Source organism: Bradyrhizobium sp. SZCCHNR3119 (genome assembly GCF_032487775.1).
GTDB lineage: Bacteria > Pseudomonadota > Alphaproteobacteria > Rhizobiales > Xanthobacteraceae > Bradyrhizobium.
On the sequence record NZ_JAUEUV010000001.1, the window covers coordinates 1,179,193 to 1,205,030 of the forward strand.

The 25,838-nt window shown below is 64.6% G+C and carries 30 protein-coding genes; 14 read left to right on the forward strand and 16 right to left on the reverse strand.

Going from position 1 to position 25,838, the window contains the following annotated elements:
- Position 1: 1 nt before the first annotated feature.
- The 7 genes from QX034_RS05680 to QX034_RS05710 form a co-directional block, all read right to left on the reverse strand.
- Positions 2–457, reverse strand: coding sequence for a YoaK family protein (locus QX034_RS05680; RefSeq protein ID WP_315704870.1), 456 nt, complete (start codon positions 455–457; stop codon positions 2–4).
- Between the two features lie 201 nt (positions 458–658).
- Positions 659–2,419 carry a SulP family inorganic anion transporter gene (locus QX034_RS05685; protein ID WP_315704871.1) on the reverse strand — a complete coding sequence of 587 codons (1,761 nt, stop codon included), beginning with the start codon at positions 2,417–2,419 and terminating at the stop codon, positions 659–661.
- Positions 2,420–2,513: 94 nt separating this feature from the next.
- Positions 2,514–2,819, reverse strand: a complete 306-nt coding sequence (locus tag QX034_RS05690) for a helix-turn-helix domain-containing protein (protein WP_315704872.1) — start codon at positions 2,817–2,819, stop codon at positions 2,514–2,516.
- A gap of 142 nt (positions 2,820–2,961) precedes the next feature.
- Positions 2,962–5,010 (reverse strand): elongation factor G, encoded by a 2,049-nt coding sequence (locus tag QX034_RS05695; protein ID WP_316195058.1) that lies wholly within the window; start codon positions 5,008–5,010, stop codon positions 2,962–2,964.
- A 179-nt stretch (positions 5,011–5,189) separates the two neighbouring features.
- Positions 5,190–5,669 carry a DUF992 domain-containing protein gene (locus QX034_RS05700; RefSeq protein ID WP_315704874.1) on the reverse strand — a complete coding sequence of 160 codons (480 nt, stop codon included), beginning with the start codon at positions 5,667–5,669 and terminating at the stop codon, positions 5,190–5,192.
- A gap of 299 nt (positions 5,670–5,968) precedes the next feature.
- Entirely contained in the window at positions 5,969–6,496 is a 528-nt protein-coding gene (locus QX034_RS05705; RefSeq protein WP_316195060.1) for a DUF992 domain-containing protein, read from the reverse strand.
- Between the two features lie 121 nt (positions 6,497–6,617).
- Positions 6,618–7,820 carry a pyridoxal phosphate-dependent aminotransferase gene (locus tag QX034_RS05710; protein ID WP_315704876.1) on the reverse strand — a complete coding sequence of 401 codons (1,203 nt, stop codon included), beginning with the start codon at positions 7,818–7,820 and terminating at the stop codon, positions 6,618–6,620.
- A 190-nt stretch (positions 7,821–8,010) separates the two neighbouring features.
- Between QX034_RS05710 and QX034_RS05715 the strand changes: the two genes are divergently transcribed.
- The 5 genes from QX034_RS05715 to QX034_RS05735 all read left to right on the forward strand — a co-directional run bounded on the left by QX034_RS05715 (position 8,011) and on the right by QX034_RS05735 (position 11,308).
- The gene (locus tag QX034_RS05715) at positions 8,011–9,240 is read left to right on the forward strand and encodes a glycosyltransferase family 87 protein (protein ID WP_315704877.1); all 1,230 of its coding nucleotides are present in this window, start codon (positions 8,011–8,013) and stop codon (positions 9,238–9,240) included.
- A 207-nt stretch (positions 9,241–9,447) separates the two neighbouring features.
- Complete coding sequence (locus tag QX034_RS05720; RefSeq protein WP_315704878.1) at positions 9,448–10,101, forward strand: glutathione S-transferase family protein; 654 nt, start codon at positions 9,448–9,450, stop codon at positions 10,099–10,101.
- A gap of 183 nt (positions 10,102–10,284) precedes the next feature.
- Positions 10,285–10,539: a hypothetical protein gene (locus QX034_RS05725; protein WP_315704879.1), complete on the forward strand. Its 255-nt coding sequence runs from the start codon at positions 10,285–10,287 to the stop codon at positions 10,537–10,539.
- A gap of 69 nt (positions 10,540–10,608) precedes the next feature.
- Positions 10,609–10,794 (forward strand): hypothetical protein, encoded by a 186-nt coding sequence (locus QX034_RS05730; protein ID WP_315704880.1) that lies wholly within the window; start codon positions 10,609–10,611, stop codon positions 10,792–10,794.
- Between the two features lie 52 nt (positions 10,795–10,846).
- The gene (locus QX034_RS05735) at positions 10,847–11,308 is read left to right on the forward strand and encodes a GNAT family N-acetyltransferase (RefSeq protein WP_315704881.1); all 462 of its coding nucleotides are present in this window, start codon (positions 10,847–10,849) and stop codon (positions 11,306–11,308) included.
- Between the two features lie 198 nt (positions 11,309–11,506).
- On the opposite strand, the gene QX034_RS05740 is transcribed toward QX034_RS05735, so the two are convergent.
- The 3 genes from QX034_RS05740 to QX034_RS05750 all read right to left on the reverse strand — a co-directional run bounded on the left by QX034_RS05740 (position 11,507) and on the right by QX034_RS05750 (position 14,683).
- Entirely contained in the window at positions 11,507–11,824 is a 318-nt protein-coding gene (locus QX034_RS05740) for an antibiotic biosynthesis monooxygenase (protein ID WP_315704882.1), read from the reverse strand.
- A 61-nt stretch (positions 11,825–11,885) separates the two neighbouring features.
- Positions 11,886–13,109, reverse strand: coding sequence for a DUF1501 domain-containing protein (locus QX034_RS05745; RefSeq protein WP_316174383.1), 1,224 nt, complete (start codon positions 13,107–13,109; stop codon positions 11,886–11,888).
- The gene (locus QX034_RS05750; RefSeq protein ID WP_316196050.1) at positions 13,106–14,683 is read right to left on the reverse strand and encodes a DUF1800 family protein; all 1,578 of its coding nucleotides are present in this window, start codon (positions 14,681–14,683) and stop codon (positions 13,106–13,108) included. The genes QX034_RS05745 and QX034_RS05750 overlap by 4 nt, the downstream gene beginning before the upstream one ends.
- Positions 14,684–14,810: 127 nt before the next feature.
- On the opposite strand from QX034_RS05750, the gene QX034_RS05755 reads away from it, so the two are divergent.
- The 5 genes from QX034_RS05755 (at position 14,811) to QX034_RS05775 (ending at position 17,857) form a co-directional block, all read left to right on the forward strand.
- Positions 14,811–15,041 (forward strand): cysteine-rich CWC family protein, encoded by a 231-nt coding sequence (locus QX034_RS05755; RefSeq protein ID WP_315765714.1) that lies wholly within the window; start codon positions 14,811–14,813, stop codon positions 15,039–15,041.
- A complete protein-coding gene (locus tag QX034_RS05760; protein ID WP_315765715.1) occupies positions 15,041–15,751 on the forward strand; it encodes an HAD family phosphatase in 711 nt (236 codons plus the stop codon). The genes QX034_RS05755 and QX034_RS05760 overlap by 1 nt, the downstream gene beginning before the upstream one ends.
- 158 nt (positions 15,752–15,909) lie before the next feature.
- Positions 15,910–16,521, forward strand: a complete 612-nt coding sequence (locus tag QX034_RS05765) for a hypothetical protein (RefSeq protein WP_315704886.1) — start codon at positions 15,910–15,912, stop codon at positions 16,519–16,521.
- The gene (locus tag QX034_RS05770) at positions 16,518–17,003 is read left to right on the forward strand and encodes a hypothetical protein (RefSeq protein ID WP_315704887.1); all 486 of its coding nucleotides are present in this window, start codon (positions 16,518–16,520) and stop codon (positions 17,001–17,003) included. The genes QX034_RS05765 and QX034_RS05770 overlap by 4 nt, the downstream gene beginning before the upstream one ends.
- A gap of 218 nt (positions 17,004–17,221) precedes the next feature.
- A complete protein-coding gene (locus QX034_RS05775) occupies positions 17,222–17,857 on the forward strand; it encodes a SagB/ThcOx family dehydrogenase (RefSeq protein WP_315704888.1) in 636 nt (211 codons plus the stop codon).
- Between the two features lie 35 nt (positions 17,858–17,892).
- On the opposite strand, the gene QX034_RS05780 is transcribed toward QX034_RS05775, so the two are convergent.
- Positions 17,893–18,561: a TetR/AcrR family transcriptional regulator gene (locus QX034_RS05780; protein WP_315704889.1), complete on the reverse strand. Its 669-nt coding sequence runs from the start codon at positions 18,559–18,561 to the stop codon at positions 17,893–17,895.
- 88 nt (positions 18,562–18,649) lie between these two features.
- Here QX034_RS05780 and QX034_RS05785 point away from each other — a divergent pair, with 88 nt between their 5' ends.
- A complete protein-coding gene (locus tag QX034_RS05785) occupies positions 18,650–19,432 on the forward strand; it encodes a crotonase/enoyl-CoA hydratase family protein (RefSeq protein WP_316195062.1) in 783 nt (260 codons plus the stop codon).
- Positions 19,433–19,435: 3 nt separating this feature from the next.
- On the opposite strand, the gene QX034_RS05790 is transcribed toward QX034_RS05785, so the two are convergent.
- The 4 genes from QX034_RS05790 to QX034_RS05805 form a co-directional block, all read right to left on the reverse strand.
- A complete protein-coding gene (locus tag QX034_RS05790) occupies positions 19,436–20,131 on the reverse strand; it encodes a glutathione S-transferase family protein (protein WP_315704891.1) in 696 nt (231 codons plus the stop codon).
- Between the two features lie 138 nt (positions 20,132–20,269).
- Positions 20,270–20,977, reverse strand: coding sequence for a glutathione S-transferase N-terminal domain-containing protein (locus QX034_RS05795; RefSeq protein ID WP_315704892.1), 708 nt, complete (start codon positions 20,975–20,977; stop codon positions 20,270–20,272).
- 107 nt (positions 20,978–21,084) lie between these two features.
- Entirely contained in the window at positions 21,085–21,321 is a 237-nt protein-coding gene (locus QX034_RS05800; RefSeq protein WP_315704893.1) for a hypothetical protein, read from the reverse strand.
- 12 nt (positions 21,322–21,333) lie between these two features.
- Positions 21,334–22,098, reverse strand: coding sequence for a sulfite exporter TauE/SafE family protein (locus QX034_RS05805; protein ID WP_315704894.1), 765 nt, complete (start codon positions 22,096–22,098; stop codon positions 21,334–21,336).
- 90 nt (positions 22,099–22,188) lie between these two features.
- On the opposite strand from QX034_RS05805, the gene QX034_RS05810 reads away from it, so the two are divergent.
- The 3 genes from QX034_RS05810 (at position 22,189) to QX034_RS05820 (ending at position 23,824) form a co-directional block, all read left to right on the forward strand.
- Entirely contained in the window at positions 22,189–23,145 is a 957-nt protein-coding gene (locus QX034_RS05810) for a LysR substrate-binding domain-containing protein (RefSeq protein ID WP_315704895.1), read from the forward strand.
- Positions 23,146–23,160: 15 nt separating this feature from the next.
- Positions 23,161–23,553 (forward strand): hypothetical protein, encoded by a 393-nt coding sequence (locus QX034_RS05815; RefSeq protein WP_315704896.1) that lies wholly within the window; start codon positions 23,161–23,163, stop codon positions 23,551–23,553.
- A gap of 88 nt (positions 23,554–23,641) precedes the next feature.
- A complete protein-coding gene (locus QX034_RS05820) occupies positions 23,642–23,824 on the forward strand; it encodes a hypothetical protein (RefSeq protein ID WP_315704897.1) in 183 nt (60 codons plus the stop codon).
- Here QX034_RS05820 and QX034_RS05825 read toward each other — a convergent pair whose 3' ends face one another.
- A complete protein-coding gene (locus QX034_RS05825; RefSeq protein WP_315704898.1) occupies positions 23,825–25,810 on the reverse strand; it encodes an alkyl/aryl-sulfatase in 1,986 nt (661 codons plus the stop codon).
- Positions 25,811–25,838 lie beyond the last annotated feature (28 nt).

A 25,838-nucleotide genomic window follows, 5' to 3' on the forward strand; every position in this document is an offset into this window, starting at 1 on the left:
GCTACCGCGAGTTGCTGGCCACTTTGACCAGCGCGCCGCTCACATAGGTCAGGCCGAGCCCGCCGGCCCCGCCGATCTGACAGGCTGCATTCTCCAGGCCCATGGCCACCACGATGCCGGCCACCGCGCTCTGGGGCAGGCCCTTCAGATGACAAAGCGTCGCCGCGACCAGCAGGCCACCCTCGACCACCAACAGCAGAGACTGCGCATAGGCGCTGCGCAAGCGCATGATCAGGCTTCCCAGCGCCGCGCCCGCCACGAACAGGCCGATCAGGCCGGCCGCATAGGCCGCCTCCCACCACTGCGCTTCAGCGAGGCTGACGCTCATGCGGGTCGCGTTGCCGCTCATGAAGGAGACGAACAGGCCGCCCAGATGCAAAAAACCGATGCCGTCGACGAAGCCGGCGAGCGCGCTCAAGGCGAGGGCAAGGATCAGGTTCCGGAGATCGTCGAGCATGAAAAGCAGCCGATGCCAGCGCTGTTTTCAAAGCGAACGTATTGGTGAGCTGGCGCCCATCGCAGATGCGTTCCCCCTCGCCCACCGGGGAGAGGGTGAACGGAGCCGGGCCAGCATTGACCGGCCGGACATCGGGCTTCTAAAGCCGCTCCGCCGGCTCGGTTCCTATCGATCAGGAGAAAGCCGTCGGCGGAATGAGCATCAGCTCGCGGCCAGCGCCTCGGCCGCGATATCCGGCGGTGCTTCGCCGCCTTTGATGTCGCTCACCGCCCGCTCGATGGTCTCGCGATAGCGCACCAACGGCGGGCGCACGCCATGGGTCAGGAGAGCACGGCGGACAGTGGGAGAGGCGCCGGTGATGAAGAGCCTGATGCCCTGGCGCTTGGCTTTCGCGGCCACCCGGCTCATGGCGTTGGCGGCGGTCGAATCCAGGAACGGCACGGCGGAAAAATCGACCACGAAAGCCTTGCGGCGATCGGCGATCGAATCGAGCACGGTGCCCACGGTCGAGGCGGCGCCGAAGAAGAAGGCGCCGGTGATGCGGTAGATCAGCACGTCCTTGTCGGAACCGAGCTTCGGATCATAGGGCACCCGCGCGTCGTCGAAGTCCGGCCGGTCTTCCGTCGCCAGCGGCGTACCAGCCTCCACACCCGTCATCTGCGCCATGCGGTGGATGAAGAGGACGGCGCCGAGCGCGAAGCCGACCAGGATGCCTTCGGTGAGATCGCGGAAAATCGTGAGCAGGAAAGTCGAAAGCAGCACGGTGGCATCGCCCCAGGAGGAGCGGATCAGGGTCATGAATTCGTGCTTCTCGGCCATGTTCCAAGCCACCACCACGAGCACGGCGGCGAGCGCGGACAGCGGGATGTAGCTCGCCAGCGGTGCCGCGATCAGCATGAACAGCATCAGAAATACCGAGTGCAACATGCCGGAGACAGGGCCGCGCGCGCCGGCCCGCACATTGGTCGCAGTACGGGCGATAGTCCCGGTGACGCAGATGCCGCCGAACAACGCCGAACCGACATTCGCAAAGCCCTGCGCCACCAGTTCGCAATTGGAGCGGTGCCGGCGGCCGGTCATGCCGTCGGCAACGACGGCCGACAGCAGCGACTCGATCGCACCCAGCAGCGCAAAAGCGATGGCATCCGGGAACACAGCCACCGCCTTGGCGAGCGAGAAGGCCGGCAGGGCCGGCAGCGGCAGCTCGCGCGGGATGCCGCCGAAGCGGGTACCGATGGTTTCGACCGGAAGGTTGAAGGCCCAGGTGAAGACAGCGGCAACGGCGACAGCAATCAGAATCCCGGGCCAGGTCGGGCGCAGCCGCTTCAACCCGACGATGATCAAAATCGCGGCCGCGGCGAGCAGGAGTGCAGGGATGTTGGTCGTCGGCGCGCCATGGGCCAGCGCAACCAGCTTCGGAAGCAATTCGCCGGGCTCCTTTTCCGTCAGCGTGATGCCGAACAGATCCTTGAGCTGGCTTGCGAAGATGATCACGGCGATGCCTGCCGTGAAGCCGACCGTCACCGGATAGGGGATGAACTTGATGTAGGTGCCAAGCCGCAAGTAGCCCGCGATCACCAGGATCACACCGGACATCATGGTCGCCAGGATCACGCCGTCGAGGCCCTGGACATCGACGGTATGGGCGACCAGCACGATGAAAGCGCCGGCCGGGCCACCGATCTGGAAACGGCTGCCACCGAGCAGCGACACCAGGAAGCCGCCGATCACGGCGGTATAGAGCCCTCGTCCCGGCGAGACGCCGGAGGCGATCGCGATCGCCATGGAGAGCGGAAGCGCCACGATCGCAACGGTAAGACCGGAGAGTGCATCCGCCCGGAGGTCGGAGAGGCCATAGCCTTCGCGCAGCACAGTCAGCAGCTTGGGCGAAAACAGCTCGGCGAAAGTCGGCTGATGCTCCGCGCCCCGGCTCCGCGTCACGCGCTCACTGGCAATGCTCATTTACAATGCTCCCGTCGTATCATCGGCCGGCTCCCGCCACGCAACGATGTCTCAAGCACGACGAAACGCGCCGGCTCCGCCGTGCGGCGCAAGCCTATGACGCGTCATCGCGTTCAGCCTCAATATTTGACGGCCCACGCGGCGGAGGCGGTCCCGGCTCCTTCAGACGAACACCGCGCCCGCCATTCTCGCTGCGCGTATGTTCGCCGATCAGATCCACGCCCGCACGATTGAGCGCATCGACGACCTTGGTCAGCGTATCCACGACGCCCCGGACGTTGCCTGTAGAGGCTTCCATCCGCTGGATCGTCGGTAAGGACACACCGGCCAGCTCGGCCAAGGTTTTCTGATCTATCCCGAGCAGCGCTCGCGCTGCCCGCATCTGGAACGACGTGATCACACTGGCCTCACGTGACAAGCATCATAACTGATGCTTAGAACCAAGACAATGATGTAAAATACATCACACAAGGACGTGAAGCAAGAGCAAACCTCCCCCCGTTCAGGAGGGGAGGCCCGCAGCCGAACGAGGGGCTTAGTCCTTAGGCCGCATCCCGATGCGAAGCGATGATGTGCTCGGCGGCGCGCCCCGCCACCTCGGCCATGTGGTCGAACTGGCGAGTGAAGCTGCCGGCCCCGGCGGTGGCGGAGCGCAATTCGACGATCAGTTCGCCGATCTCGGCCTCCGGCATCATCGCCCGCACGCAATCCCAGCCCGGCCAGCCGTCGCGCGTGTCGAAGGAGAGGATCTGGCCGCGTCGCGCCGACAGAATGGCATTGATCTTGGCGGTCGCATCGGTGGGACAGACGATCTCGACCGTGTAGATCGGCTCGAGCAGCACCGGCTGGCACTGCGGCAGCGCCTCGCTGAGACCGATCCGGGCCGCGGTCCGGAACGCGAGATCGGAGGAGTCGACGCTGTGATAGGAGCCGTCGGTCAACGTCACCGCGACGTCGATCACGGGGAAACCGAGCGGGCCGCGCGCAAGCCCATCGACGACGCCCTCTTCCACCGCCGGGATGTAGTTGCGCGGCACCGCGCCGCCGACCACGGTCTCGGCAAACTTGAAACCCTCGCCGCGCGACAACGGCTTGATCTCGAGTACGACATCCCCGAATTGGCCGTGGCCGCCGGACTGCTTCTTGTGGCGCCCGCGCTGGGTGATGGGCTTTCGGATGGTTTCCTGATAGCCGATTCCCGGCGCATGCGATTTGACATTGACGCCGAAGCGGTCACGCAAGCGCTCCAGCGCGACCCGCAGGTGCATCTCGCCCTGCCCCCATAGCACCGTGTCATGGGTGCGTTGGTTCTGCACCATCGAAAGCGACGGATCCTCTTCGCTCAGCCTGAGCAGTGCCTGACCCAGCTTGACGTCGTCCTTACGGTCGATAGCGGCGATCGAGATCGCGAGCACCGGAGAGCACGGCTCGACCTTGCTCAGTGCCGCAGGCGCGCTCTTGCCGGTCGCGATCGTGTCGCCCGTCTTGACCGGGTCGAGCTTGCCAAGTGCAACGGTGTCTCCAGCTTCCGCGGCCGCGCGCTTGTTATCGTAGCTGCCGTTGGCGGCAAGAATACCGGAGACCCGCGCGGTCTCGCCCGAAGCCACATGCAACGTGGCGCCGTCGTCGAGATGACCGGCCAGGAGCCGCGTCAACGACAGCTTGCCGCCATGCTGCAGATGGAGCGTCTTGAAAACGTAGCCGAGCGCTTCCTTCTGGTCCTTCACGCCGAGCCGCTTCGCGGTCTCGGCCACACCTGGCGCTTCATGGCGCAACGCCTTCAGGAGGCGCAGCACGCCGTTCTCGCGCAGCGCCGAGCCGAGCAGCACCGGACAAATCACCCCTTCGCGCAGTTCGCGGGCGAGATCATCGAACACGGCATCGCGCGGCGGCTGGATGTCTTCGAGCAACTGCTCCATCAGCGCGTCGTCATGGTCGGCGAGCTTCTCCAGCATCGAGAAGCGCGCCTCCTTCTCACGGTCGAGATCGCCGCCTTCGAGCGCGATCACCTCGGAAGCCTTATGCTCGCGATAGACGAAGGCCCGTTCCAGCGCGAGATCGACGAAACCTTCGATCAGCTCGCCGTTCCAGATCGGGATTTGTCGCAACACCAGCGGCATCCGTGAGGCCGGCTGCAAGATCGCCAGCGTGTCCCTGATCCGCGCATTGGCGCGGTCGATCTTGTTCAGGAACAGAAAACGCGGAATGCCGAGCTCTTCTAGTTCGCGCAGAATGATCTGCAGCTGCGGCAGCTTCTTCTCGTCCGCCTCGCAGACCACGATCGCGGCGTCCACCGCAGGCAGCGCCGCGCGCATGTCGTGCGCGAATTCGATCGAGCCTGGGCAGTCGAGGAACGTGTAGCTGTCACCCATGAATTGCGTGGTCGCGACCGTCAGGGCGATGCTCATCTTATGATGGCGCGCCTCAGGGCTGGCGTCGCCGACGGAGGTGCCGGCGTCGACGCTGCCGGCGCGCGCAATCGCGCCCGTCCGCGCCAGGATCGCTTCCAACAGAGTGGTTTTACCGCTTTGGAAAGGGCCCACCAGTGCGATGCACCGTGGACCGCGGGGACTTCTGACGTCTTGTCCCATTCGCCGCCTCCTTGATCTGGAGCTCGGCCCTTGATTGGGTCGGCGAAGGCTAATGCTCTGCCTGGCGAGCTACTTTGGCAAGCGGGAAAACGTCGCTGCGTTGCAGAGACGCTTCCTCTCCCCGGGGCTTTACGGAGAGAGGCCGTGTTCACGACAAAGGGAAGATTACAAAAGGAAGATCAACGACCCGGACGCAGTTCCAGGCTTTCGAGTCCTGCCGACACGGCGAGGCCGACCTGCCCTTGCACGCTGAGCGGCTGCAGCGCGATCGAATTGGCGGAGCCGCCGATCAGCACGTTGCCGCCGAGGCCGACGCCGACCGCCGCCGAGCCCTGGGCGCCGGCGTAGTCGCCCGACAGATCGCCGATCCCGAGCCGCGCGACAGGCGCATAGACCACCCAGGCCAGCGTCGATTCCTGTGTGATGCCGAGGTCGACGCCCACCTTCCGGATCGTCGCGATATAGCGGTCCTCGGGCAAGCCATCGGCGCGCAGCACGCAGCCGAGATGAGTGACCGAGCCGACAATAAATCCGATGCTCGTGCCGCCGCGGCATTCGAGCACGCCGACGCGGACGCGGTCCATCTGTTGCGCATGAGCGCCGGCGCCGGTGGCCGCCACGACGATGGCCGCGAGCCCCGCAAGGAGAGACGAGCGCATGAACAAAAACTCCGGATGAAATGAAAGATGATGCAGGCCCGGCGATCAGGAGCGCGATCAACCGCGCACCGCATCTATGGCACAATGAAGGAGTTCGTACCAGGAGGCGAAAGCATCTTCGCTGCGAAAGACAATCAAGACGAACGGCGACGAAGCGATTTCGACTCGCGGAAACCCCATGGAGACGCGGCGGATGCTCGCGTTCCTGAACCTCCATTCATCCACTCCGCTTCGTCCGCGAAGTTCTTCACACCGATCAGGTCGACAAATCGTCGCAGCGCTGCGCGCCTCTCGCGGGCTCAACGGTAGAATAGTTCGAGGTGGGACGACGGATGGCTCGGACTGCGATGCAGTGGCAGAATCGGCTGCAGCTCGACCTCGACGACGCCGGCGGCGATGTTGAGGCCGATCTGGCCCTGCAGGCTGATCGGCTGCAGCGCCGCTGCACGATCAGGTCCGCCCCACAGGAAATTGCCGCCGAAGCCGACGCCGGCCGAACCGTTGGCCGTGAAGCCGCCATAGCGCCCGCGCAACTCGCTGCGGCCGAACTCGTTGACCGGTGCAGTCACGGCCCAGGCCAGCCTGGTCCGCGCGGTGACGCCGAGATCAATCCCGAAGCGGCGCAGCCGCGCGGCATAGCGCTCGGGGCGATAGCCCTGGCTGCGAAACAAGCAGCGCAGGCGTGCAGAGGAGGTCACGAAATAGCCGGGATGCCGATGGCCTTCGCATTCGAGGATGCCGACACGCATCGGCCGGAGATAATGGGCCTGCGCGACCGGTGCGAACCAAGCCAACAACACGATCGACAGCAGGACCCGGCGCGTCAAAACTCGAACTCCGCAACGCTACAAACTTGCGTTGCAGACACAAGAAAAGCGCCATGTTGAAAACATGGCGCTTTCCCGGGCGGAAATTGACAGTTCCGGATTCGAGGGCGCTGTTGCCCGATTACCTCAAATTGCCGCAGAAGCGTTGGATGCGCTTGCAGGCGTCCTCGAGGTCGGAGGTCTTGGTTGCGTAGGAGATGCGGAATGCCGGGCCGAGGCCGAACGCCGAACCGTGCACCACCGCGACGCCTTCGGCTTCCAGCAATTCGGTGACGAACGCCTCGTCGTTCTCGATCACTTTGCCCGACGGCGCGGTCTTGCCGATCGTGCCGGCGCAGGACGGGTAGACATAGAACGCACCTTCAGGGCGCGGACATTCGATGCCGCTCGCCTGGTTGAGCATCGAGACCACGAGGTCGCGCCGCTCCTTGAAGATCTTGTTGTTCTTCGGAATGAAATCCTGCGGACCGTTCAAGGCCTCGACTGCGGCCCATTGCGCGATCGAGCACGGGTTCGAGGTCGATTGCGACTGGATCGTCGCCATCGCCTTGATCAGTTGCGCAGGCCCGCCAGCGTAGCCGATGCGCCAGCCGGTCATGCAATAAGCCTTGGAGACGCCGTTCACGGTCAGCGTGCGGTCGAGCAGGCTCGGCTCGATCTGCGCCGGCGTGGTGAACACGAAGTCGTCATAGACCAGGTGCTCATACATGTCGTCGGTCATGATCCAGACATGCGGATGCTTGACCAGGACGTCGGTGAGCGCCTTCAGCTCGGCCTTGCTGTAGGCCGCGCCGGTCGGGTTCGACGGCGAGTTGAGGATCAGCCACTTGGTCTTCGGCGTGATCGCCTTTTCCAGGGCCTGCGGCTGCAGCTTGAAACCGTGCTCGGCGGTGCAGACCACCGGCACCGGCTCGCCGCCGGCGAGCGCGACCATCTCGGGATAGCTGACCCAATAGGGCGCCGGCACGATCACCTCGTCACCCGGATTGATGGTCGCCATCAGCGCGTTGTACAGCACCTGCTTGCCGCCGACGCCGACGATGACCTGGTTCGGCTTGTAGCTGAGCCCGTTCTCGCGCTGGAACTTGGCGATGATGGCTTCCTTCAGCTCGGGGATGCCGTCGACCGCGGTGTACTTGGTCTTGCCGTCCTGGATCGCCTTGATCGCCGCCTGCTTGATGTTCTCCGGCGTGTCGAAATCCGGCTCGCCGGCGCCGAGGCCGATGACGTTGCGGCCCGCCGCTTTGAGGACGCGCGCTTTGTCCGTGACCGCGATGGTCGCGGACGGCTTCACACGGTCGAGCGCAGCGGCAAGGAAAGGCATCATCAGCTCCTATGCAGGCGTCGTGAACCGCTCTTCGGCCACGACTTGTCATGTTTGGGAAACGCCGCATCGTAAGGCGTGCGGCGCTGCATCGCAAGAAGCTTAACCACATGGCTCCCAAGACTTTAGGGAACATTAAAGCCGCCCGGCTAGGCTGCCACGTAACATTGTTCGAATTTGCCGGCCGAAAATGAACGATTTCCTTGCCGCCTTGCGATCCGGCGACTGGCTGACGGCCGCGCGGATCAGAACCTACAGCCTGATGCTGCTGGGGCTCGCGGTGGTGGCCATCGCGGGCTGGATCGCGCTCTCGGATCATCTGGTCGACCGCAACGGCAAGCCGATCGGCACCGATTTCTCCAATGTCTATGCGGCAGGGGTGCTGACCCTGAAGGGCAAGGCGGCCGATGCCTACGACCCGCCGCTGCAGCACGCCGCCGAGATGGCCGTGTTCGACGGCCGCGACGTGCCGTTCTTCGGCTGGCATTATCCGCCGTTCTTTTTCGCCATCGCCGCCGCGACGGCGCTCCTTCCTTATGCCGGCGGACTGGCGCTGTGGGTGTTTGCGAGCCTTGCGATGTATCTCGCGGTGATGCGTGCAATGCTACCGCGCCCGGAAACCCTGCTCGTGGCGGCAGCCTTCCCGGCAGTGTTCGTCAATATCGGCCACGGCCAGAACGCGTTCTTCACCGCGGCCCTTCTGGGTGGGGCCATGCTCGCGCTGGAGCGCAAGCCCTGGCTCGCCGGCGTGCTGATCGGCCTGCTCGCCTACAAGCCGCAATTCGGGGTGCTGATCCCGCTCGCGCTGCTGGCAGGCTCGCGCTGGTCGGCCATTGCGGCGGCCGCCGCCACGGTGGCGGCGCTGGTCGCCATCAGCTTTGCCACGCTCGGCAGCGAGGTGTGGCATGCCTTCTTTCAATCGATGAATTTCACGCAGACCGTGGTGCTCGAACAGGGTGGCACCGGCTGGGAGAAGATCCAGTCGATCTTCTCCGCAGTGCGGCATTGGGGCGCCGACATCCACACTGCCTACGCCATGCAGATGCTGCTTGCGCTGACGCTCGCAGCGAGCGTTGCCTGGCTTTGGCACAGCGATGCCGCATTCGATTTGAAGGCTTCGGCGCTGGCCACCGCGAGCCTGCTGGCGACGCCCTACGTGCTCGATTACGATCTCGTCGTGCTCGCCGTTTCGATCATCTTCTTCGTCCGCCACGGTCTTGCGCACGGTTTTCGCGACTATGAGATCAGCCTGCTTGGCGCGGCCTGGATCGTGCCGCTGCTATCACGCAGTGTCGCCGGCCTCACCACCGTTCCGCTCGGCCTGATCGTCATGCTGATGCTATTCACCCTCACCATGCGACGCGCGTGGAATGATCGCGCTGCCGAGATCGCCGTGCAGGCGCATATCGCGCAAGCGTGATCTCATTTGTTTGAACGGGCGGGCAAGTTGTTGCTCGCCGCTGCACTGCGGCAGTGCTTTTCGACTTTTTCCAGCCGCCGGCCCTTGCAGCGCGCCGCCTTCGGCATCATTGTCTGGCCGCATTGCGGGATGATTTGCTATCCTGCTCTGGTAGACTGCGCGTGGCGCTTCCTTCCATCGCAAGCTTCGTCAAACCGAAACGGCCGAATGTACAAGCTCTATTCGATGCAGCGCTCGGGCAACAGCTACAAGGTCCGCCTTGCGCTCGCGCTTTTGAACGCGCCCTATCAGGCGGTCGAGATCGACATCCTGCGCGGCGAAAGCCGCACGCCTGAATTCCTCGCCAAGAACCCGAGCGGCCAGGTGCCGCTGCTCGAGGTCGGCGATGAGCGCTTCATCGCGGAGTCCAATGCGATCCTTTGGTATGTCGCTGGCGGCACGCCCCTGGTGCCGGAATCCCGCATCGAGCGCGCCGAAGCGCTGCAATGGATGTTCTTCGAGCAGCACGCGCTGGAGCCGAACATCGGCGCGGCCTATTTCTGGCTCTTGCTGGTGAAGGGTGGGCGCGACCTGCAGACGCACGCCTTGGAGGACTGGATGGAGCGCGGCTATGCGGCGCTGCAGGTGATGGAGAATCATCTCAAGGGCAACGACTACTTTGCCGCCGGCCAGCTCACGGTGGCCGACATCGCGCTGTATGGCTATACCCATGTCGCCGACCGCTGCGACTACGATCTTTCGACGTTTCCGAAAGTGCGGTCCTGGCTGCGGCGGGTCGAGCAGACCCCCGGCTTCGTGACGATGGACTGGCAACCGGCCGACGTGGCCGACAGCGCCGGAATCGCCGCCGACTACGACTGATGGGCAGTCGGCCCCAAAAGCAAAATATCGGGTAAAAAACCCGGATTAGCGGGAACAAACCCCTGCACTGCCTCGATTCCGCCTTTTTCCATGGCGCACCGCCGCAATCCTGCCTGCCATTCCCTTAGAATTTACTTCTGCGGGTGATTCGCCCGTGCATGTACGGGTAAGGGATTCCGGTTCATGGTTCGGTCGCCTCGCGCCCCGCTCGTGAAGTCTACAAGGCTTCCCCGCAGCCATCCGTTGCGAACGTCGCAACGACGTGGCTCGGGCCCGAACCTGTCGGAGGCCGGCTTTCACGGCGAGACGACACTCACGCTCTCCTCGCATTTCACCAACATGGTGGCCGCGATCATCGCCGTCGGCACGCTGTCACTTTGCGTCAGTGTCACCATCGCGGTGCTGACGATCAAAGCCAGCCTGTCCATCCCCACGTAGCTTCAGGCCATTATGACAACCCATCGCGGTTTTCGCGACAACGGGCGATGATCGTCTCGCGCGCACCACATGGCGATGAAATCAACTGTCGTAATCGTTGCCGTCAGCTTGGCTCTCGCGATCCTGCTGGCCGCCTCCCTTGTCATCGCCATCGAGCGCCGCGGCGAACTCTCGCTGTGGCCGCTCAGCGACGGTCCGGTGGTCCAAGTCCGCGCCGCCGAGCCGCCCACACAACAAACATCCGAGCCGGATTGATCCTGTAAGACATGCCGCGTATCGAAGGTTCGTTCACATGGTGAGACCTTCGATGTCCGACGCACTGACCATTCGCGCCATCACGCGCCAGGATTACGACCGCTGGCTGCCGCTCTGGGACGGCTATAACGCCTTCTATGGACGCAGCGGCGCGACTGCACTGCCGGCGGAAGTGACCGCAACGACGTGGTCGCGCTTCTTCGACGCCTATGAGCCGGTGCATGCGGTGGTCGCTGAAAGCGGCGGGACATTGCTGGGGCTTGCGCATTATCTTTTTCACCGCACGACAACGGCGATCGTACCGCTCTGCTACTTGAACGATCTGTTCACGGCGGACGCCGCGCGCGGCAAGGGCGTTGGGCGCGCTTTGATCGAGGCGGTCTATGACGAAGCCCGGCGTGCCGGATCGCCGCGTGTCTATTGGCAGACCCACGAGACCAATACTGTCGCGCAGGCGCTCTATGACAAGGTCGCGGAGCGTTCGGGGTTCATCGTGTATCGCAAGACGATGTAACACCACGAGAGTTGCAGCGAAAGCTTGCTGCGGTTCGATCATGCGACTGTCACGACTACGTAACACGGCAAGGCTATCCTCATCCGGCGTTTGATCAGGCCCCCCGTCAAGGATCATGCGCAGCGGTCCCGTCAGTTGCCGCATCTGACCGGGGCCGCATTTTTTTTGTAACCTATTGTTGCGCCTGTTTGTCGGCGCTTACTTTCCGCCGACCGTCTGCCGCACTTCAAAGCCTTCGAATTGCGGCGGACCGAGATACATCACCTTGTGGTCGCCGGCGCCCTTGTGCGCGGCACGGAAGGCCTCCGAGCGTGTCCAATCCTCGAAGGCGGCACGGCTCGCCCAGATCGTGTGCGAGGCGTAAAGCGTGTGATCCTCGGCCTCGGGCCCTTTCAACAGATGAAACTCGACGAAGCCCGGCACCTTATCGAGGTGGCTGTCGCGCGACGCCCAGACCTGCTCGAAAGCGGCCTCCGAGCCCTTGGCGACGCGAAAGCGATTCATGGCGATGAACATGCTGATCTCCTGCTACGGTATGTGCCGCGACACCTCAGTAGCAGACTTTGCGGCCGCCCGCCTACGCCACCAATCCCTTCATCGGCTTCACTGCGGCGCTGTCCGGGAATACGGTTGCAGCCAGCGCGCGATCGCCGATGCCGAGATGATCGGCGAGCACACCCTTCAGCACAGCGCGCAGATCGGTCGTCGGCGCGAGGTCCCGGGCCTGATAGAGGTTCGCGGGCTTCAGGCCTGGCCAGTCCGCGATCACGCGGCCACCGTTCACGGCACCACCCGCGAGCAGCGCGACGGTGCCGGTGCCGTGATCGGTGCCCTCGGTGCCGTTGATCTTCGCCGTGCGGCCGAACTCGGTTGCGACCACGACGACGGTGTCGCGCCAATGTGAGCCGAGCCCGCTCTCGAATTCGGCCAGCGCGCCGTCGAGACCCGAGAGCAGGCCGGCGAGGCGCCCGACCGCGCCGCCTTCATTGGCATGGGTATCCCAGCCGTCGAACGCGAGCGCTGCGATCCGCGGACCGTCATCGGCAGCCATCAGCTTGGCGGCACCCCGCGCGACTTGGCGCATGGCTGCGGCGGCGTTGCCGCCGAGCTTGACCTTCATATCATTGCCGAGCGCGACTTTCTCCAGTTGCAGGCCTTGCGAGAGCACGGTCGCCAGCGCCGGATCGCGATGGGTGTAGAGATCGATGAGGCGCATCGCGGTGTCGTCATCGGCTTGCGGCAGGCTCACCGGCGCCCAACCGACCGTCGGAGCCGTGCCCCGCAACACCAGCGGCGTGGTCGGCCCGACCGCGAGCGCACCGGCCACGTGCTCGCCACGCGGCAGCGCCTCGACGGCGCGGTTGAGCCAGCCGGACTGCACCCGGCCGGGACCGGGAAATCCGCTCTCCAGCACGTCCTGACCGTCGAAATGCGAGCGATCACGATAGGACGTCGCGACCGCATGCACCACCGCCGCATGCTTGTCCCGATACATGCGGGCGAATTCCGGCATCGACGGATGCAGCGCGAAGAACGCGTCGAGCACGAGGGCAGGATGCGGACCGTCGGCGCTCAACGCGATCGCGCCGTGCAGGCCGGCATAATCGGGATCGCCGATCGGAGCGACCGTGGCGAGGCCATCCAGCGCGCCGCGCAGGATGATGACGACAAGACGCGGATCGCGCGCATCCGCGGCACATGCTGACCTCGGCAGGTAAGCCCAGGCAGCGAAGGATGCGCCGGCGAGCAAAAACTGGCGGCGTGACGTCAGCAGCGGCGGCTTGATCAGCTCCATCGTCATCTCCTCTGGAATTCCGGCGACATCAACAACAGCGCGAGCGCCTGCTGGCGCGACTCCGCCCGTTCGATGGTGCGCCGCGTCTCGCTCGACGCTGCGTCGCCCGCGACGAGATCCAGCAGCTCGCGCGCATCGATCGCATTGCCGAGCTTCGAGGCCAGCTGCGCAGAGATGTCGAGCCGCAACTTCATGCCCTCCGGCGCGGCCCAGGCCGCGTTGGTATCGGGAAAGCCATTGGGGCCCGCCGGGGTCCACAACGGCTGCCCCAGGCTATTGAGGCCGCCGAGATAAGGGCCGGGATCTTCCGGCACCCGGGCCAGCAAGCGTCCGCTCGCCACCAGGAATTCATAAGGGTTGCGGATCTTGGTCAGCGGCGCCGACCACGCCTCGTCGGCGTCGACGAGCGCGAGCGTGAGCGCGTTCAGGTCGCCATCGGTGCTCCTGAACACGCTCTCGAGCCGCGCCACCAGTGCGGGCGGAGGATCATCGGCAACGAAATGGCGCACGAATTTGGTCGCGATAAATCTTGCGGTCGAGGGATGGCGCGCGATGTCGGCGAGCGCGGCTTCGCCCTGCGCCAGGCCGTTGTCCTGATAGACCTTGCCGAGCAAGGTCTGCGGCCCCGGCTCGTGCGCGTTGGCGTTGAACGCGAAGCTGCCTGGCGTCCCTAATTGGCCCCGCCGCCCGGCGAAGGTCCAGCCCGTGATGATGCGCGCGAGCGTGGTGACGTCTTCCTGGGTATAGCCGCCGCCGACGCCGAGTGTATGCAGTTCCATAATCTCGCGCGCCAGATTCTCGTTCAGGCCACGCTGGCGATTCCGCCCGGCCCGCGAGTCCGGTCCCAGCGATTGCTGGTTATCGAGAAAGAACAACATGGCCGGATGCTGCTCGACCGCCTTCAGCATGTCCGCGAAGCGGCCGAACACATGCGGGCGGATTGCCTCGCGTTCAAATGCGCCGGCCCAGATCCGAGCCAGTTCGCCCTTGCTGGCGGAAATGCAGAAATGGTTCGACCAGAATGCCACCAGCCGCTCGGTGAATCCGCAGTCGGCCAGCACCGCGCGCTGCAGCCGAGCCAAGGCTTCAACGCGGTAGGTCTTCTGGATCACGTTGAGCGGTTGTTGTGGCTGCGGCGCCGGCCTGGCCATATTGGGCTGCATTGCCGCGTTGGACTGGGCGACGCCAGGCGCGGCCATGCTCGCATCGCCGTCCGCAGGCTTCGTTTCCGGCGCGCCGCCTCCGACGTTGCTGGCGAGCGCGTTGAGCGAGAGGCTACGTTGCAGCGGCTTGCCACCCGTTGGAGCCGAGGGCGGAGACTCGGTTGTTGGCGCACCGGATCTCGCCATTTCTCGCGCGCGCTTCACCTCGTCCTGATAGGCGAAGACGGCTTCCGCCAAGGCTTGCGTCGATTGCAGCCCAGGCACCTCGAGCAGCGCACCGCTCGCGCGAGCGATCTCTGATTTGACGAAGCCGCGCGGGTCCGTCGCCGCATTGGTGAAATCGCCTGACGCGCCGCCGCGCGCACCGAAGCCGAAACGATTGAGCGCAACGAGGGCTGCTTGCGGATCCCGGGCCATCGTCATCACCTACACGATCTCATGCACCGGCCGATGCAGCGCCCAGCTTGCACTGTGGCATATTGGCCGACGCGCCACTATACTTGGCGGCCACATGAACCTGACATGAAAGGGCGCGGTTCCGATCATGACAAATCGTTTAGAAAGCGCCCCGCTTTTGGAAGGCGTTGCGCGCCGCCTTACCTGCGCAGCCTGCGGGACCGAATTCACCTGCGATCCCGGCGGGGCCTGCTGGTGCTTCGAAGAAGCCGTTCGCTTGCCGCTGCCCGCCGCCGGCGCGAGCGGCTCGGATCAGGACTGCTTGTGCCGCGACTGCCTGCGCAGGCTTGCGAATGAGCGGAATGCGGCTGCGCGGTGATGGAACGCTGGCACATCGAGGCCGTCCTGCTCGACATGGACGGCACGCTACTCGACACCGAGAAGGTCTATCTCGAAGCTTCGATCGCAGCGCTGGGGACGCTCGGCTACACCGATGGCGTCGAGGCGCTGTGCCACCGGATGATCGGCATCCCCGGCCCGGAATGTCAGCTGCTTTTGCGCGAGCATTTCGGCGCTGACTTTCCGATCGAGCAGGTGAACGGGCTGTTCGCGGCGAACTGCGCCGAGATTCTCAAACAGGGCTTGCCGTTGAAGCGTGGCGCGATCGCGCTGCTCGATGCGCTCGAAGCCGCCTGCCTCCCAAAGGCGATCGTCACGTCCTCGTCCCGGCGGACGGCCGCGCAGCATCTCGGCGCGGCCGGCATCGGCGCGCGCTTCGACGCAATCCTGACGCGCGATGATGTCAGCCGCGGCAAGCCGCATCCCGACCTCTATCTGCTCGCCGCCGAGCGCCTCGGCACCGTTGCGCAAGCTTGCCTCGCCGTGGAGGACTCCAATCCCGGGGTCGCGGCAGCCCATGCCGCCGGCGCGATCACGCTGATGGTCCCGGACATCGTCGCACCGACCGAGGAGACGCGGGCGCGATGTGCCGCCGTGCTCCCGAGTCTCTATGCGGCGATCAAGCTCCTCGCGAGAAACGGGGTTCTGGATCTCGCGCGTGGCGACGGCAGTCAGCCCGCAGATCTATGAGCCGACCAGCACGCGGCCTGTCTGGCAGCGATCCGATCTCATCAAAAGCAGGCTTAGGCTGCTAAACTCTATTTACGATCTTCCCTGCGGAATGCAGGCCATATTTTCCGGTTAACCCCTAAATGCTACATCGCGCTCGAATTCCAAATGAGCGTTTCATGACCCGCTTCGTTGTCGTTGTCTGCATTGCCTTCGTCACGACCTTTGTGGGTGTCAGTTGGGCCATTCGCGGCTTTCCGATGCGAGCGCCGGCCCCCCAGTTAGCCGCGCAAGTCCCTGCGCTTGTTGATACGACCTTCGGCGACGATCATGCCAAGGAATTCGAGCGAAAGGCCTGGATCGCCGAGCACACTTCGCAGAGCGACAAGAATCCCAAGCTCGATGCGCTGCGACTCGACGCGCTCCAGGCTGCCACCGCCTACAAAATGTCGCCATGCGACAAGACGATGAAGAAGAACCTGGTCGATGCCGTGACGGCCTATACGCGGGCCTACATCGCCAAACTGGATTGCCCCCGCCCCGGAGGCCTGATGATGTTCTGCAGCGACAAGACGATCAGGGATGCCGCAGACACGTTCTCGACTCCGCTGGACAAGCGCGTGCAGGATGCCTTCAACGAGGCCTTCGAGCAAAAGGGCGTGGTCAAGGTCGATTTTCCGGAAGATGTTCGGTTCGAGATGCTTCAGTTCACCGGACCGTCCTTCTGGGGTGACGACGAATCACCAATCTGCCTGCCGAGACAGCTGCATACGGGGCGAGACGCGCGATGAGTCGCCTCTGGTTCATCGTCTGGGCCATCGTGATCTGGCAAGTTGCCGTGCGCACCTGGACGCCGGCAGCGACTCCAACACCCGAATCTTTCACGCCGATAAGTGGAATAGAATTCGACGAACACGAGAAATACATCGAGGATGCTCGCCGATCGAATCGCAAAGACGCCTTGGCTGCGCTCGATAGGCCATGGAGCGAGCGCTGCGGCCCGAACCGACCGAAATTCATTGGCGGATTGAATGCGTACTACCGTGATCGCCAGAACCAGCATGATCGCTACCCAGAGATCTACGGTCCAGCCGGCGCTGACTATATTGCCAAGCAATGGGACACGCCCGACGACCGGCGCATTGTGCGCTTGACGCAGGAGGCGTTTGCCAACGGCTATTTGCGCCTGTCGGATTTCGATGGCCTCGCGACCGAAATGGTCAGTGCCGTTGTCCTCGGCGAGCGAGTGACCGGACGCGGCTGCGCTGCGTAGCGCGGCGGAAAATGCAGCGGTCACGAGCGCGTGCGCGGCGCGGCCAGGGGTTCCATGTAGCTAGAATTCCGGGAGCAGCTTCACAACGGCAAAGACGCGGGCCAGAGTGGCAGTTCTCGAATGACTTACGGTGCGACGCGTTCCTTGATCTGACGCAATACGCGATCTCCGAATGCGGTGCGTGATGCACTGATCGCAACGCCGCCTGGGAGTTCATCGTGAGCACGCTGACCAAGTTTGCGCTCGGCGCCATGGGACGTCTCCGCCCGAAACCCGTCCGTGGCGACGCCTCGCCGACCCTCCCCCTGCCGCCCCCCGACAAGCGCGCGCCCCTGATGCTGGCGCTTGCGGAGCGACATTCCTCGCGCGAGTTCGCCGCCACCGAACTGCCGCTGCCGCTTCTCGCCAACCTGTTGTGGGCCGCCAACGGAATCAATCGCGATGACGGCGGACGCACCGCCCCATCGGCGATGAACACTCAGGAAATCGACATCTACGTTGCCCTGCCCACCGGGGCATATCTTTACGATGCAGCCGCAAACGCACTCCGCCTTGTCGCCGGCAGCGACGTCAGGCGCGTGACCGGCTATCAGGATTTCGTCGACAATGCGCCGCTCGACCTCGTCTATGTCGCCGACCACGGTCGGATGAAGCTGATCCCGGTGAACATGCGCGCGAGCTATGCGAACGTTGCGGCCGGCGCGATCACCCAGAATGTCTACCTGTTTGCCGCCGCGAACGGGCTGGCGACCGTTATCCGCGCCTGGATCGACCGCGAGGCGATCGCCAATGCGCTCGGCCTCAGTCACGATCAGGAGGTCCTGCTGTCGCAGACGGTCGGATTTCCGAAGTAGCGGACGCGGGCGTCAGGTCATAGCCGCGGCGCGGCTCATTGGCCTAGCGGACGCCGGTGCGCGCGTTTCGATGCCGTCGCGGGCCTGCGGATGCCGTCCGTGCCGGAGGCGCCGATAGGACGGGGACCGCCCGCGAGCGCAGCAGCGACCAGCGCGTGCGCGGCGCTGCCGGCCGTCTCCATATAGCCGGCATCCCGATGCAGCAGCACGACGGCGAAGGCGCCGTCCAATAGCAACAGCATCTGCCGCGCCAGTTCGCCCGCGTCGCGAATCCCTGCGGCTTCGAAAGCGGCAAGCAGCCAGCCTTCGAACTTCTTCTTGTGCGCGGCGCCGATCTTGATCGCGGGATGCCCGGGCAGATTGGCGAGTTCGGCCGTGGTGCGCAGGAAGCCGCAGCCGCGCCATTTCGGATGGCGCACCGAGCGCGCGAGGTTCGTGAAGATGGCGGCGACCTTGTCCGGCAGAGCCCCTTCGGCCTCCTCGAACCAGCGTTTGAACAGCGCCAGATTGGGCTGGTCGCGCGCGGCGAGATAGGCGGCGATCAGGTCGTCCTTGCTCCGGAAATGATAATACAGCGTCTTCTTGGTGAGCCCCGCCTTCTCCGCCACCGCATCGACGCTGACGGCGCGGATCCCCTCGCTATAGAACAGCGCGCTTGCCGCCTGGATGATGCGCGTGCGGGTCGGATCGGAGGAACGGGCCATGGCGTCAATGTATACTGACCAGTGAATATACACAATGTGGACCCTCCTCTACTTTAATGACTGCTTTGCCCAGCCGGAGACCACTTGCATGCCCGCCCCTGTCCTGATCGAGATCGAGGACCACATCGCGCTCCTGACGCTGAGCCGGCCTGAGCGCCTCAACGCACTGAACTACGGTCTGATCGATGCGCTGATGGCCGCGCTCGACCGCATCGAAACCGACTCTGCGGTGCGCGCGGCCATCCTGACCGGCGCCGGCGAGCGCGCTTTCTCGGCCGGCGCCGACATCCACGAATTCTCCGTGAGCGTTCGTCAGGGCCGTGGAGCGGCGATCCGCGATTTCGTCCGGCGCGGGCAAGCCCTGACCGCGCGGCTGGAGTCCTTCGGCAAGCCGGTGATCGCCGCCGTCAATGGCCTGGCCTTCGGCGGGGGCTGCGAGATCACGGAAGCCGTGCACCTCGCCATCGCCAGCGAGCGCGCCTCGTTTGCCAAGCCCGAAATCAAGCTCGGCATGCCGCCGACATTCGGCGGCACACAGCGGCTGCCGCGGCTGGTCGGCCGCAAGCGCGGCCTCGAATTGCTACTGACCGGCGATCCGTTCTCGCCTGAGCGCGCAATAGAGATCGGCCTCGTCAATGCGGTGGTGCCGCATGACGAGCTGCTGCCCGCCGCACGCGAGCTTGCGCGCCGTATCACCCGTCATTCGCCCGATGCGGTCACGAGCATCATCACGGCTGCGACGCGTGGGCTCAACATGGCGGTTGCGGAGGGCTTGCTGGTCGAGAGCGAGCAATTCGCCCGCCTCGTCGGCGGTCGCGATCTTGCGGAGGGGTTGGCGGCCTGGCACGAACGCCGGCCGCCGAAGTTCTGATCGTTAGACGGGAAAGCCCGGCGACTTGCGCGCCATGCCATCGAAGGCGTCGAGCAGCCGCTCGCGCCAGGCATAGACGGGATCGTCCTGGTCCAGCAGCTTGAAGGGGCTCACGACGCGCGCCCATTGAAAGCCGCCGAACACGATGTAGTCGGCGTAATTTGGCTGCTGACCGCCAATGAAGGGCTGCGACTTCATCGTCAGCCGCAACGGGTCGAGCGACTTGCGAAAACCGGGCACGGCCTGATCGCGATTGGCCATCACCTCTTCGAGGCTCTTGCCGAACCGTGCCTCGCGGGATGCGCGGAAGTAATCGGCATCGACGGCGGCAAGATTTTTCGGGATGTCGGCGATGATGAACGGAAAGATGCCGCCGACGATGGCGATGTCGCCCCACCAGTTCATGAAGCGCGCCACGGCGCGACCGCCGTCGCCGCCGAACAGCGACGGTCGTTCCGGATAGGTGTCTTCCAGGTAGTTCGCGATCACCCAGGAATCGACCACCGCTTTGTCGCGGTCGAGCATCACCGGGACCTTGTCCGCACCGTGCGGAGCGATCGCTGCCTTCTCGGTGAAGCGCCACGGAATCGATTCCGCTGTGAGGCCCTTATGCGCCAGCGCCATTCGAATGCGCCAGCAATAGGGGCTGAACGGACGGGTTTCGTCGGTGCCGACGAGTTCAAACAGTTTGAGTGACATGCGTTCCTCCCGTTCCCGATAGTCATGCCCCGCGCAGGCGGGGCATCCAGTACGCCGAGCCGGTCATTGTTGATCGAAACAGCTGCGTCTACTGGATCATCTGCTTTCGCTGATGATGACAGCCGGAACGTGGCCCGTCTAGCGCACCACCGACGCGGTCTGGCCGAACAGGATCTTGCGCTCCTCTTCGGTGCGGATCGCCGGCTGGCCGTAATTGGGATTGACCTCCTTGGCCTTGGCATAAGCGCGCTGCGTCGCCGGTCGCGCCTTGATGTCGGCGAGCCAGCGCTTCACGTTCGGGAAGTCCTCGATGTTCTGGCCCTGCGCCTCGTGCGGCACCACCCAGGGATAGCAGGCCATGTCGGCGATCGAATAATCGTCGGCGATGAATTCGCGGCCGGCCAGGCGCTTGTTGAGCACGCCATAGAGCCGATTGGTCTCGTTGACGTAGCGGTCGATCGCGTACGGGATCTTTTCCGGCGCGTAGTTGCGGAAGTGATGGTTCTGCCCGGCCATCGGCCCGAGGCCTCCCATCTGCCAGAACGTCCACTGGATCACGTCGTAGCGGCCATAGATGTTGGAGGGCAGAAACTGCCCGGTCTTCTCGGCGAGATAGAGCAGCATCGCGCCGGATTCGAAGATCGAGATCGGCTTGCCGCCGCCCTTCGGCTCATGGTCGGTCAGCGCGGGAATCCGGTTGTTCGGCGCCACGGCCAGAAACTCGGGCGCGAACTGCTCGCCTTTGCCGATATTGATCGGGATGATCCTGTAGGGCAGCCCGGTCTCCTCCAGGAACATCGTGATCTTGTGGCCGTTCGGCGTGGTCCAGTAATAGAGGTCGATCATCGCGCGTTTCCCTGTGCCTCATGCAAGAAGATGCATCTGCATGAAACTCGCCGGAACGCATCCGCAAGTCAATGCCGGTCGCGGCACCCGCAGAAATGTGATCGCGCCTACGACGTCCGCCCATGCGTCCGCAACAGCTGCTCGCCCGCTTCGGTCACCGTGATCACGACGCCGAAGCCCTCGATGGTCTCGCGCGTGACGTAGCCGCACTCGGCAGCATCCTCGAAGATCGTCAGCCGCGGACACGACGTCTTCCAGGTCGCGATCACCTCGGCGTGGCTGCGCGGCGCCCGCGCGATCCATTCGACGAAGTCCAGCACCAGCGGATCGGCAATTTCGCTCATGCTCGCTCTCCCTTAATCGGCGGCGAGGGTGCTGCGGGCAAACAGCAGCAGCCACCCGCCGTAGAGTATGTAGTAGCCGGCAACGGTCGTGATCAGGCGGTTGGCCCAGATCCGGAACTGCTGCTCGCTCAGCGCCTCCAGGATGCGGCGGGCCAAGGTGGTGCCGAGCATCGAGGCGGCGATCGCAACGACCGCGAGCGTAGGATCGAGGCGCGCGGCCTGGTCGATGATGCCGCCGAAATAGATCAGCTTGGTCAGGTGGCTTGCGACCTGGCAGGTCGCCTTGGTGGCGACGATCGCGCGGCGGTCGAAGCGGGCTCCCAAAAAGAAGGTATCCAGTAGCGGCCCCGATACGCCGGTCATCAGCATCAGCCCCATGCAGACCGAGCCGTACAGCGTGCCTTGCCAGATGCTGTCCGGATCCGGCTTCAATCCGGCCGGCATCATCCGCGCCAGGAAGGGCGTGATGCCGAGCATCAGCAGCGCGGCCGGCTTGTCCGGCACGTAGCGGACCAGCGACCACGCCGCCAGCGCCAGCGCACAACCGATGAGATAGACGAGGACCGGCCGCCAGCGGACATGGCGGCGCCACAGCACCGCGCGCCAGCCGTTCGAGGCCATCTGGGTGATCGCATGCAGCACCATGGCCGCGGGCAGCGGCATCAGCGCCAGCAGCACGCCGATCAGGATCAGCCCGCCCACCATGCCGAAGATGCCGGACAGGAAGGCTGTCCCGACCATCAACAATCCAAGTGCTGTGATCAGCGCCGCCGTCATGTCCGTTCTCCTCTGCAGCTATGAATTGCTCCGCATTGCCTGTGACGCAAACCGAGTTATGTTGTCCTCCATCAGCTTTCCTGAGGGTTTATGCGGCGGGTCCTGTTTCTCAACGGCATCAAGGCATTCGAGGCGGCGGCGCGCAGTGGCAGCTTCGCCGCGGCCGGTGCGGAGCTCAACGTCTCGGCTGCCGCGATCAGCCGCATGGTCCACCTGCTCGAGCAGCGGCTGGGCGTCGTGCTGTTCGAGCGCAAGGCCAACCGCCTGGCACTCACCGCCGCGGGCCGCACCTATCAGAACGGCTTGACCCCGATCTTCGATGCGCTGGCCTCGCTCACCGCGCAGGTCATGGCGCCGGCGAATCGGCGCGTGCTGACGCTCGGGGTGGGACCGACCTTTGCGATGAAGTGGCTGATCCCACGGCTGGTGGATTTCAGCAAGGAAGAGCCCGACATCGAGGTGCGGATCACGACCGGTGGCGCCGCGGTCCCGTTCGGCGACGATTGGAGCTGCGGCATCCGTCTCGGCGACGGAGCCTGGCCGGGCCTGGTCGCCGAGCCGCTGTTCGCCGCCGATCTGCTGCCGGTCTGCACGCCGCGGCTGGCGGCCTCCTTGAAGCGGCCCGCGGATCTGAAAGGACCGAGCCTCTTGCGCGTCGCACACGCCGCCGAGGACTGGTCGCTCTGGCTGAAGGCCGCCGGCCTGACGCGGATCGCGGCGCGCGGCACCGTCTTCGAATACTACGGCCAGGCGCTGCAGGCCGCGGTCGACGGCCTCGGCGTCGCCATGGGCATCCGTCCTTATATCGATGACGACCTCGCTGCCGGCCGGCTGGTTGCGCCGTTTGCGCTCAGCGTCCCCAAAGGCGAGCGCTGGTATCTGGTGTATCGCAGCTTCCAGTCCGGACAGCGCGATTTTACCGCTTTCCGCCGCTGGATCATGCATGCTGCAGCGCAGCCCGATGGCACAGCGGCCCGACCCGACGTCGTTCGACAAAAAAGACGTGATCATGTGAACCGACTCACACACGCCGGCACAAATTCATGATGTGATGGAGGTTCGGTGTCTTCAGCCCTGCTGACCGGAATTCGCGTGCGTGGTCGCCGCAGCGGGTTGCGCGAATGCTCAAGTCAGCCTGCTGGGAGCCGCCGCTTGCGTACCGCTATTCGGTCTGAAGTCCCTCAGGTTCGAATCCGCGGCATCCGCGCAGGGGATTTCGGACTGCGGGTACCAGGACTGCTTATGACGTATCAGTACGAGGATTTTACCATCGAACCTTTCGAAGCGGGTCGAGGTCTCTGGCACGCGCGGATTCGCCGCTCGGACATGAGCCCTGTCATCATCAATGGGGTCTCGTTTCCCAGCCTGGAAGTCGGCTTCGCCTGGTCGGATGTCGAAATGGCGGTGGCCGATGCCAAGAGCCACATCGATCGGTTTCGGAAGCGCTGGGGATAACTCGCAAGCTTCCGTGCCAGCCAACTAACAGGCGAACTAAAAAGCCCTTCTCAACCAGTCCTTTCACTGCTCACCGCGGACCGCCATCATGGCCGAGCCTCAAATCCGGCACTGGAGTGCCACGATCCGCTCCCGTTGCCCCGACTGCGACGGGCAGCTGACGGTGCTGCGCGTGATCGACGGCCGCGGCGGCGCCGAATATTGGGCGCTGCAATGCGTGTCCTGCCAGGGCGTGCATCTCGACATCATCGAGCCGCCGACGCGGCACTAGCTACTCCACCGCTTGCTTGGGCGGCTCGACGATCGCGAAGCCGCCGGCAAACTCGTCGAACATCGCAAACAGCTCCTGCAGCTTGAGCGGATTGCCCGACAGCGCGACCTCGCCGGTCGCGACCGCCGCCAGCATGGTGCGCTGCTTGCTCGAGATCGCATCGAACGTGGCGCGGGTCAGCTTGACGCCGGCATCGGCCTTGTCGTCGAGCGGACCGGCGCGATGGGTCAGCGCCGAATTCTCCAGGTTCATCACCTGGGTCTCGCCGCTATCGGTGAAGGTCCAGTTGATCACGATGTGCTTGCCCTCGGCCTTGGCGGCGTTCAGCCGCACGCCGAGGAAATCGAAGGCGAGATCGATGCTGACGCCCTTCAGGAGCTCGGCATTCGCTGCCGCCGCCGCTTGCGGCTTCGGCGGTCCATTGCGCAGCTCGGCCGCGCCGGTGAGATAAGCATCGCGCCAGGTCGCGGCCTCGCTCTGGTAGCCGAGCTGCTCCAGCGCATCGGCCCCGAGCGCGCGCGCCGCCTTGTTCTCGGGGTCGGCGAAGACGAGCTGGCTCATGATGCTCGCCACCCAGCGGTATTGCCCCGCCTTGAAATCCTCCTGCGCCCGCGCCAGCACGGCATCCGCCCCACCCATGTAATCAATGGTCTTCTTGGCGGACTCGCTGCGCGGCAGCGGGTTGAGGTCGGCCGGATTGGCATCGTACCAGCCGAGATAGAACTGATAGACCGCCTTGGCGTTATGGCTCAGCGTGCCGTAATAGCCGCGCGCCGACCAGTCGCCGGCCAGACTCGCCGGCAGCTTCAATTTTTCCGCGATCTCCGTCGACGTCAGCCCGTGATTGAGCAGCCGCACCGTCTGGTCGTGGATGAACTTGTAGAGGTCGCGGTGCCGCTTCAGGAACGCGACGATCCGCTCATTACCCCACATCGGCCAGTGATGCTGCGCGATCACGACGTCAGTGCGGTCGCCATAGCGCGCGATGGCGTCGTCGATATAGCGCGACCACATCCGGCCGTCGCGGATCTCGGCGCCGCGCAGCGTGTAGAGATTATGCATGTTGTGCGTGGCGTCTTCCGCCATGTCCAGGAGCTTGAACTGCGGAAAATACAGCAGCATCTCGGCCGGCGCTTCCGAGCCCGGCACCAGGTAGAATTCGATCTCGACGCCGTCGATCGTGCGCGTCTCGTAGTCCTGCTTGATGAGGTCGTTCGGCGGGATCAGCGAGTTGGTGCCGCGCGACAGCGCCTTGCCGAGCCCGATGTCGATCTGACCGCGCTCGCTGATCGGCAGGTTGATGCCATACATATATTGCGCGCGGCGGGCCATCGCGGCGCCCGCGATCACGTTCTCCGCGACCGCATGCTCCATGAAGCCGTCGGGCGCGAGCACCTTGACCTTGCCGGAGGCGGCATCCTCGGCGGTGATGACGCCCTTGGCGCCGCCGAAATGATCGATGTGGCTGTGGGTGTAGACCACGGCGACGACCGGCTTGGCCGGACGGTGCTTCAGATAGAGGTCGAGCGCGGCCTTCGCGGTCTCGTTCGACAGCAAGGGATCGATCAGGATCAATCCGCTGTCGCCCTCGATGATGGTCATGTTCGAGATGTCGAGGCCCCGCACCTGGTAGACGCGGTCCGTGACCTGGAACAGGCCGTTGGCGGCATTGAGCTGCGCCTGCCGCCACAGGCTGGGATTGACGGTCGGCGGCACCTGATCGCTGTTGAGGAATGCGAACGGCCTGGTGTCGAAGGCCGGCCCGCGCGGACCGGCGATGACGCCATCCTGCACCGTGGCGATGAAGCCGCGCTTGGCGTCGTCGAAGTCGGCGCGATCGGCAAACGGCAGATCCTTTGCGAAAGTCGCGTTGGCCGCGCGGGTCGCCGGCTCGGCATCCGCCTGCTGTGCTGCCAGCTGCTGACAATTCCCTGACAATGCAGCGATGACCGCTCCCGCAATGAAGGCCTTGGGCGCTACGCTCATTCGGTTTCCCTCACGTTCCATGCCGACA

What these genes read in the sequence shown, in the direction of transcription:
- QX034_RS05800 (WP_315704893.1), bottom strand. Translation starts at nt 21,321, where the DNA reads ATGAGCGAAATTGCCGATCCGCTGGTGCTGGACTTCGTCGAATGGATC.
- QX034_RS05820 (WP_315704897.1), top strand. Translation starts at nt 23,642, where the DNA reads ATGGCCGAGCCTCAAATCCGGCACTGGAGTGCCACGATCCGCTCCCGT.
- QX034_RS05780 (WP_315704889.1), bottom strand. Translation starts at nt 18,561, where the DNA reads ATGGCCCGTTCCTCCGATCCGACCCGCACGCGCATCATCCAGGCGGCA.
- QX034_RS05710 (WP_315704876.1), bottom strand. Translation starts at nt 7,820, where the DNA reads ATGCCTTTCCTTGCCGCTGCGCTCGACCGTGTGAAGCCGTCCGCGACC.
- QX034_RS05725 (WP_315704879.1), top strand. Translation starts at nt 10,285, where the DNA reads ATGGTTCGGTCGCCTCGCGCCCCGCTCGTGAAGTCTACAAGGCTTCCC.
- QX034_RS05795 (WP_315704892.1), bottom strand. Translation starts at nt 20,977, where the DNA reads ATGATCGACCTCTATTACTGGACCACGCCGAACGGCCACAAGATCACG.
- QX034_RS05825 (WP_315704898.1), bottom strand. Translation starts at nt 25,810, where the DNA reads ATGAGCGTAGCGCCCAAGGCCTTCATTGCGGGAGCGGTCATCGCTGCA.
- QX034_RS05685 (WP_315704871.1), bottom strand. Translation starts at nt 2,419, where the DNA reads ATGAGCATTGCCAGTGAGCGCGTGACGCGGAGCCGGGGCGCGGAGCAT.
- QX034_RS05680 (WP_315704870.1), bottom strand. Translation starts at nt 457, where the DNA reads ATGCTCGACGATCTCCGGAACCTGATCCTTGCCCTCGCCTTGAGCGCG.
- QX034_RS05735 (WP_315704881.1), top strand. Translation starts at nt 10,847, where the DNA reads ATGTCCGACGCACTGACCATTCGCGCCATCACGCGCCAGGATTACGAC.
- QX034_RS05730 (WP_315704880.1), top strand. Translation starts at nt 10,609, where the DNA reads ATGGCGATGAAATCAACTGTCGTAATCGTTGCCGTCAGCTTGGCTCTC.
- QX034_RS05740 (WP_315704882.1), bottom strand. Translation starts at nt 11,824, where the DNA reads ATGTTCATCGCCATGAATCGCTTTCGCGTCGCCAAGGGCTCGGAGGCC.
- QX034_RS05805 (WP_315704894.1), bottom strand. Translation starts at nt 22,098, where the DNA reads ATGACGGCGGCGCTGATCACAGCACTTGGATTGTTGATGGTCGGGACA.
- QX034_RS05810 (WP_315704895.1), top strand. Translation starts at nt 22,189, where the DNA reads ATGCGGCGGGTCCTGTTTCTCAACGGCATCAAGGCATTCGAGGCGGCG.
- QX034_RS05695 (WP_316195058.1), bottom strand. Translation starts at nt 5,010, where the DNA reads ATGGGACAAGACGTCAGAAGTCCCCGCGGTCCACGGTGCATCGCACTG.
- QX034_RS05700 (WP_315704874.1), bottom strand. Translation starts at nt 5,669, where the DNA reads ATGCGCTCGTCTCTCCTTGCGGGGCTCGCGGCCATCGTCGTGGCGGCC.
- QX034_RS05745 (WP_316174383.1), bottom strand. Translation starts at nt 13,109, where the DNA reads ATGACGATGGAGCTGATCAAGCCGCCGCTGCTGACGTCACGCCGCCAG.
- QX034_RS05755 (WP_315765714.1), top strand. Translation starts at nt 14,811, where the DNA reads ATGACAAATCGTTTAGAAAGCGCCCCGCTTTTGGAAGGCGTTGCGCGC.
- QX034_RS05720 (WP_315704878.1), top strand. Translation starts at nt 9,448, where the DNA reads ATGTACAAGCTCTATTCGATGCAGCGCTCGGGCAACAGCTACAAGGTC.
- QX034_RS05770 (WP_315704887.1), top strand. Translation starts at nt 16,518, where the DNA reads ATGAGTCGCCTCTGGTTCATCGTCTGGGCCATCGTGATCTGGCAAGTT.
- QX034_RS05715 (WP_315704877.1), top strand. Translation starts at nt 8,011, where the DNA reads ATGAACGATTTCCTTGCCGCCTTGCGATCCGGCGACTGGCTGACGGCC.
- QX034_RS05790 (WP_315704891.1), bottom strand. Translation starts at nt 20,131, where the DNA reads ATGTCACTCAAACTGTTTGAACTCGTCGGCACCGACGAAACCCGTCCG.
- QX034_RS05750 (WP_316196050.1), bottom strand. Translation starts at nt 14,683, where the DNA reads ATGGCCCGGGATCCGCAAGCAGCCCTCGTTGCGCTCAATCGTTTCGGC.
- QX034_RS05765 (WP_315704886.1), top strand. Translation starts at nt 15,910, where the DNA reads ATGACCCGCTTCGTTGTCGTTGTCTGCATTGCCTTCGTCACGACCTTT.
- QX034_RS05785 (WP_316195062.1), top strand. Translation starts at nt 18,650, where the DNA reads ATGCCCGCCCCTGTCCTGATCGAGATCGAGGACCACATCGCGCTCCTG.
- QX034_RS05760 (WP_315765715.1), top strand. Translation starts at nt 15,041, where the DNA reads ATGGAACGCTGGCACATCGAGGCCGTCCTGCTCGACATGGACGGCACG.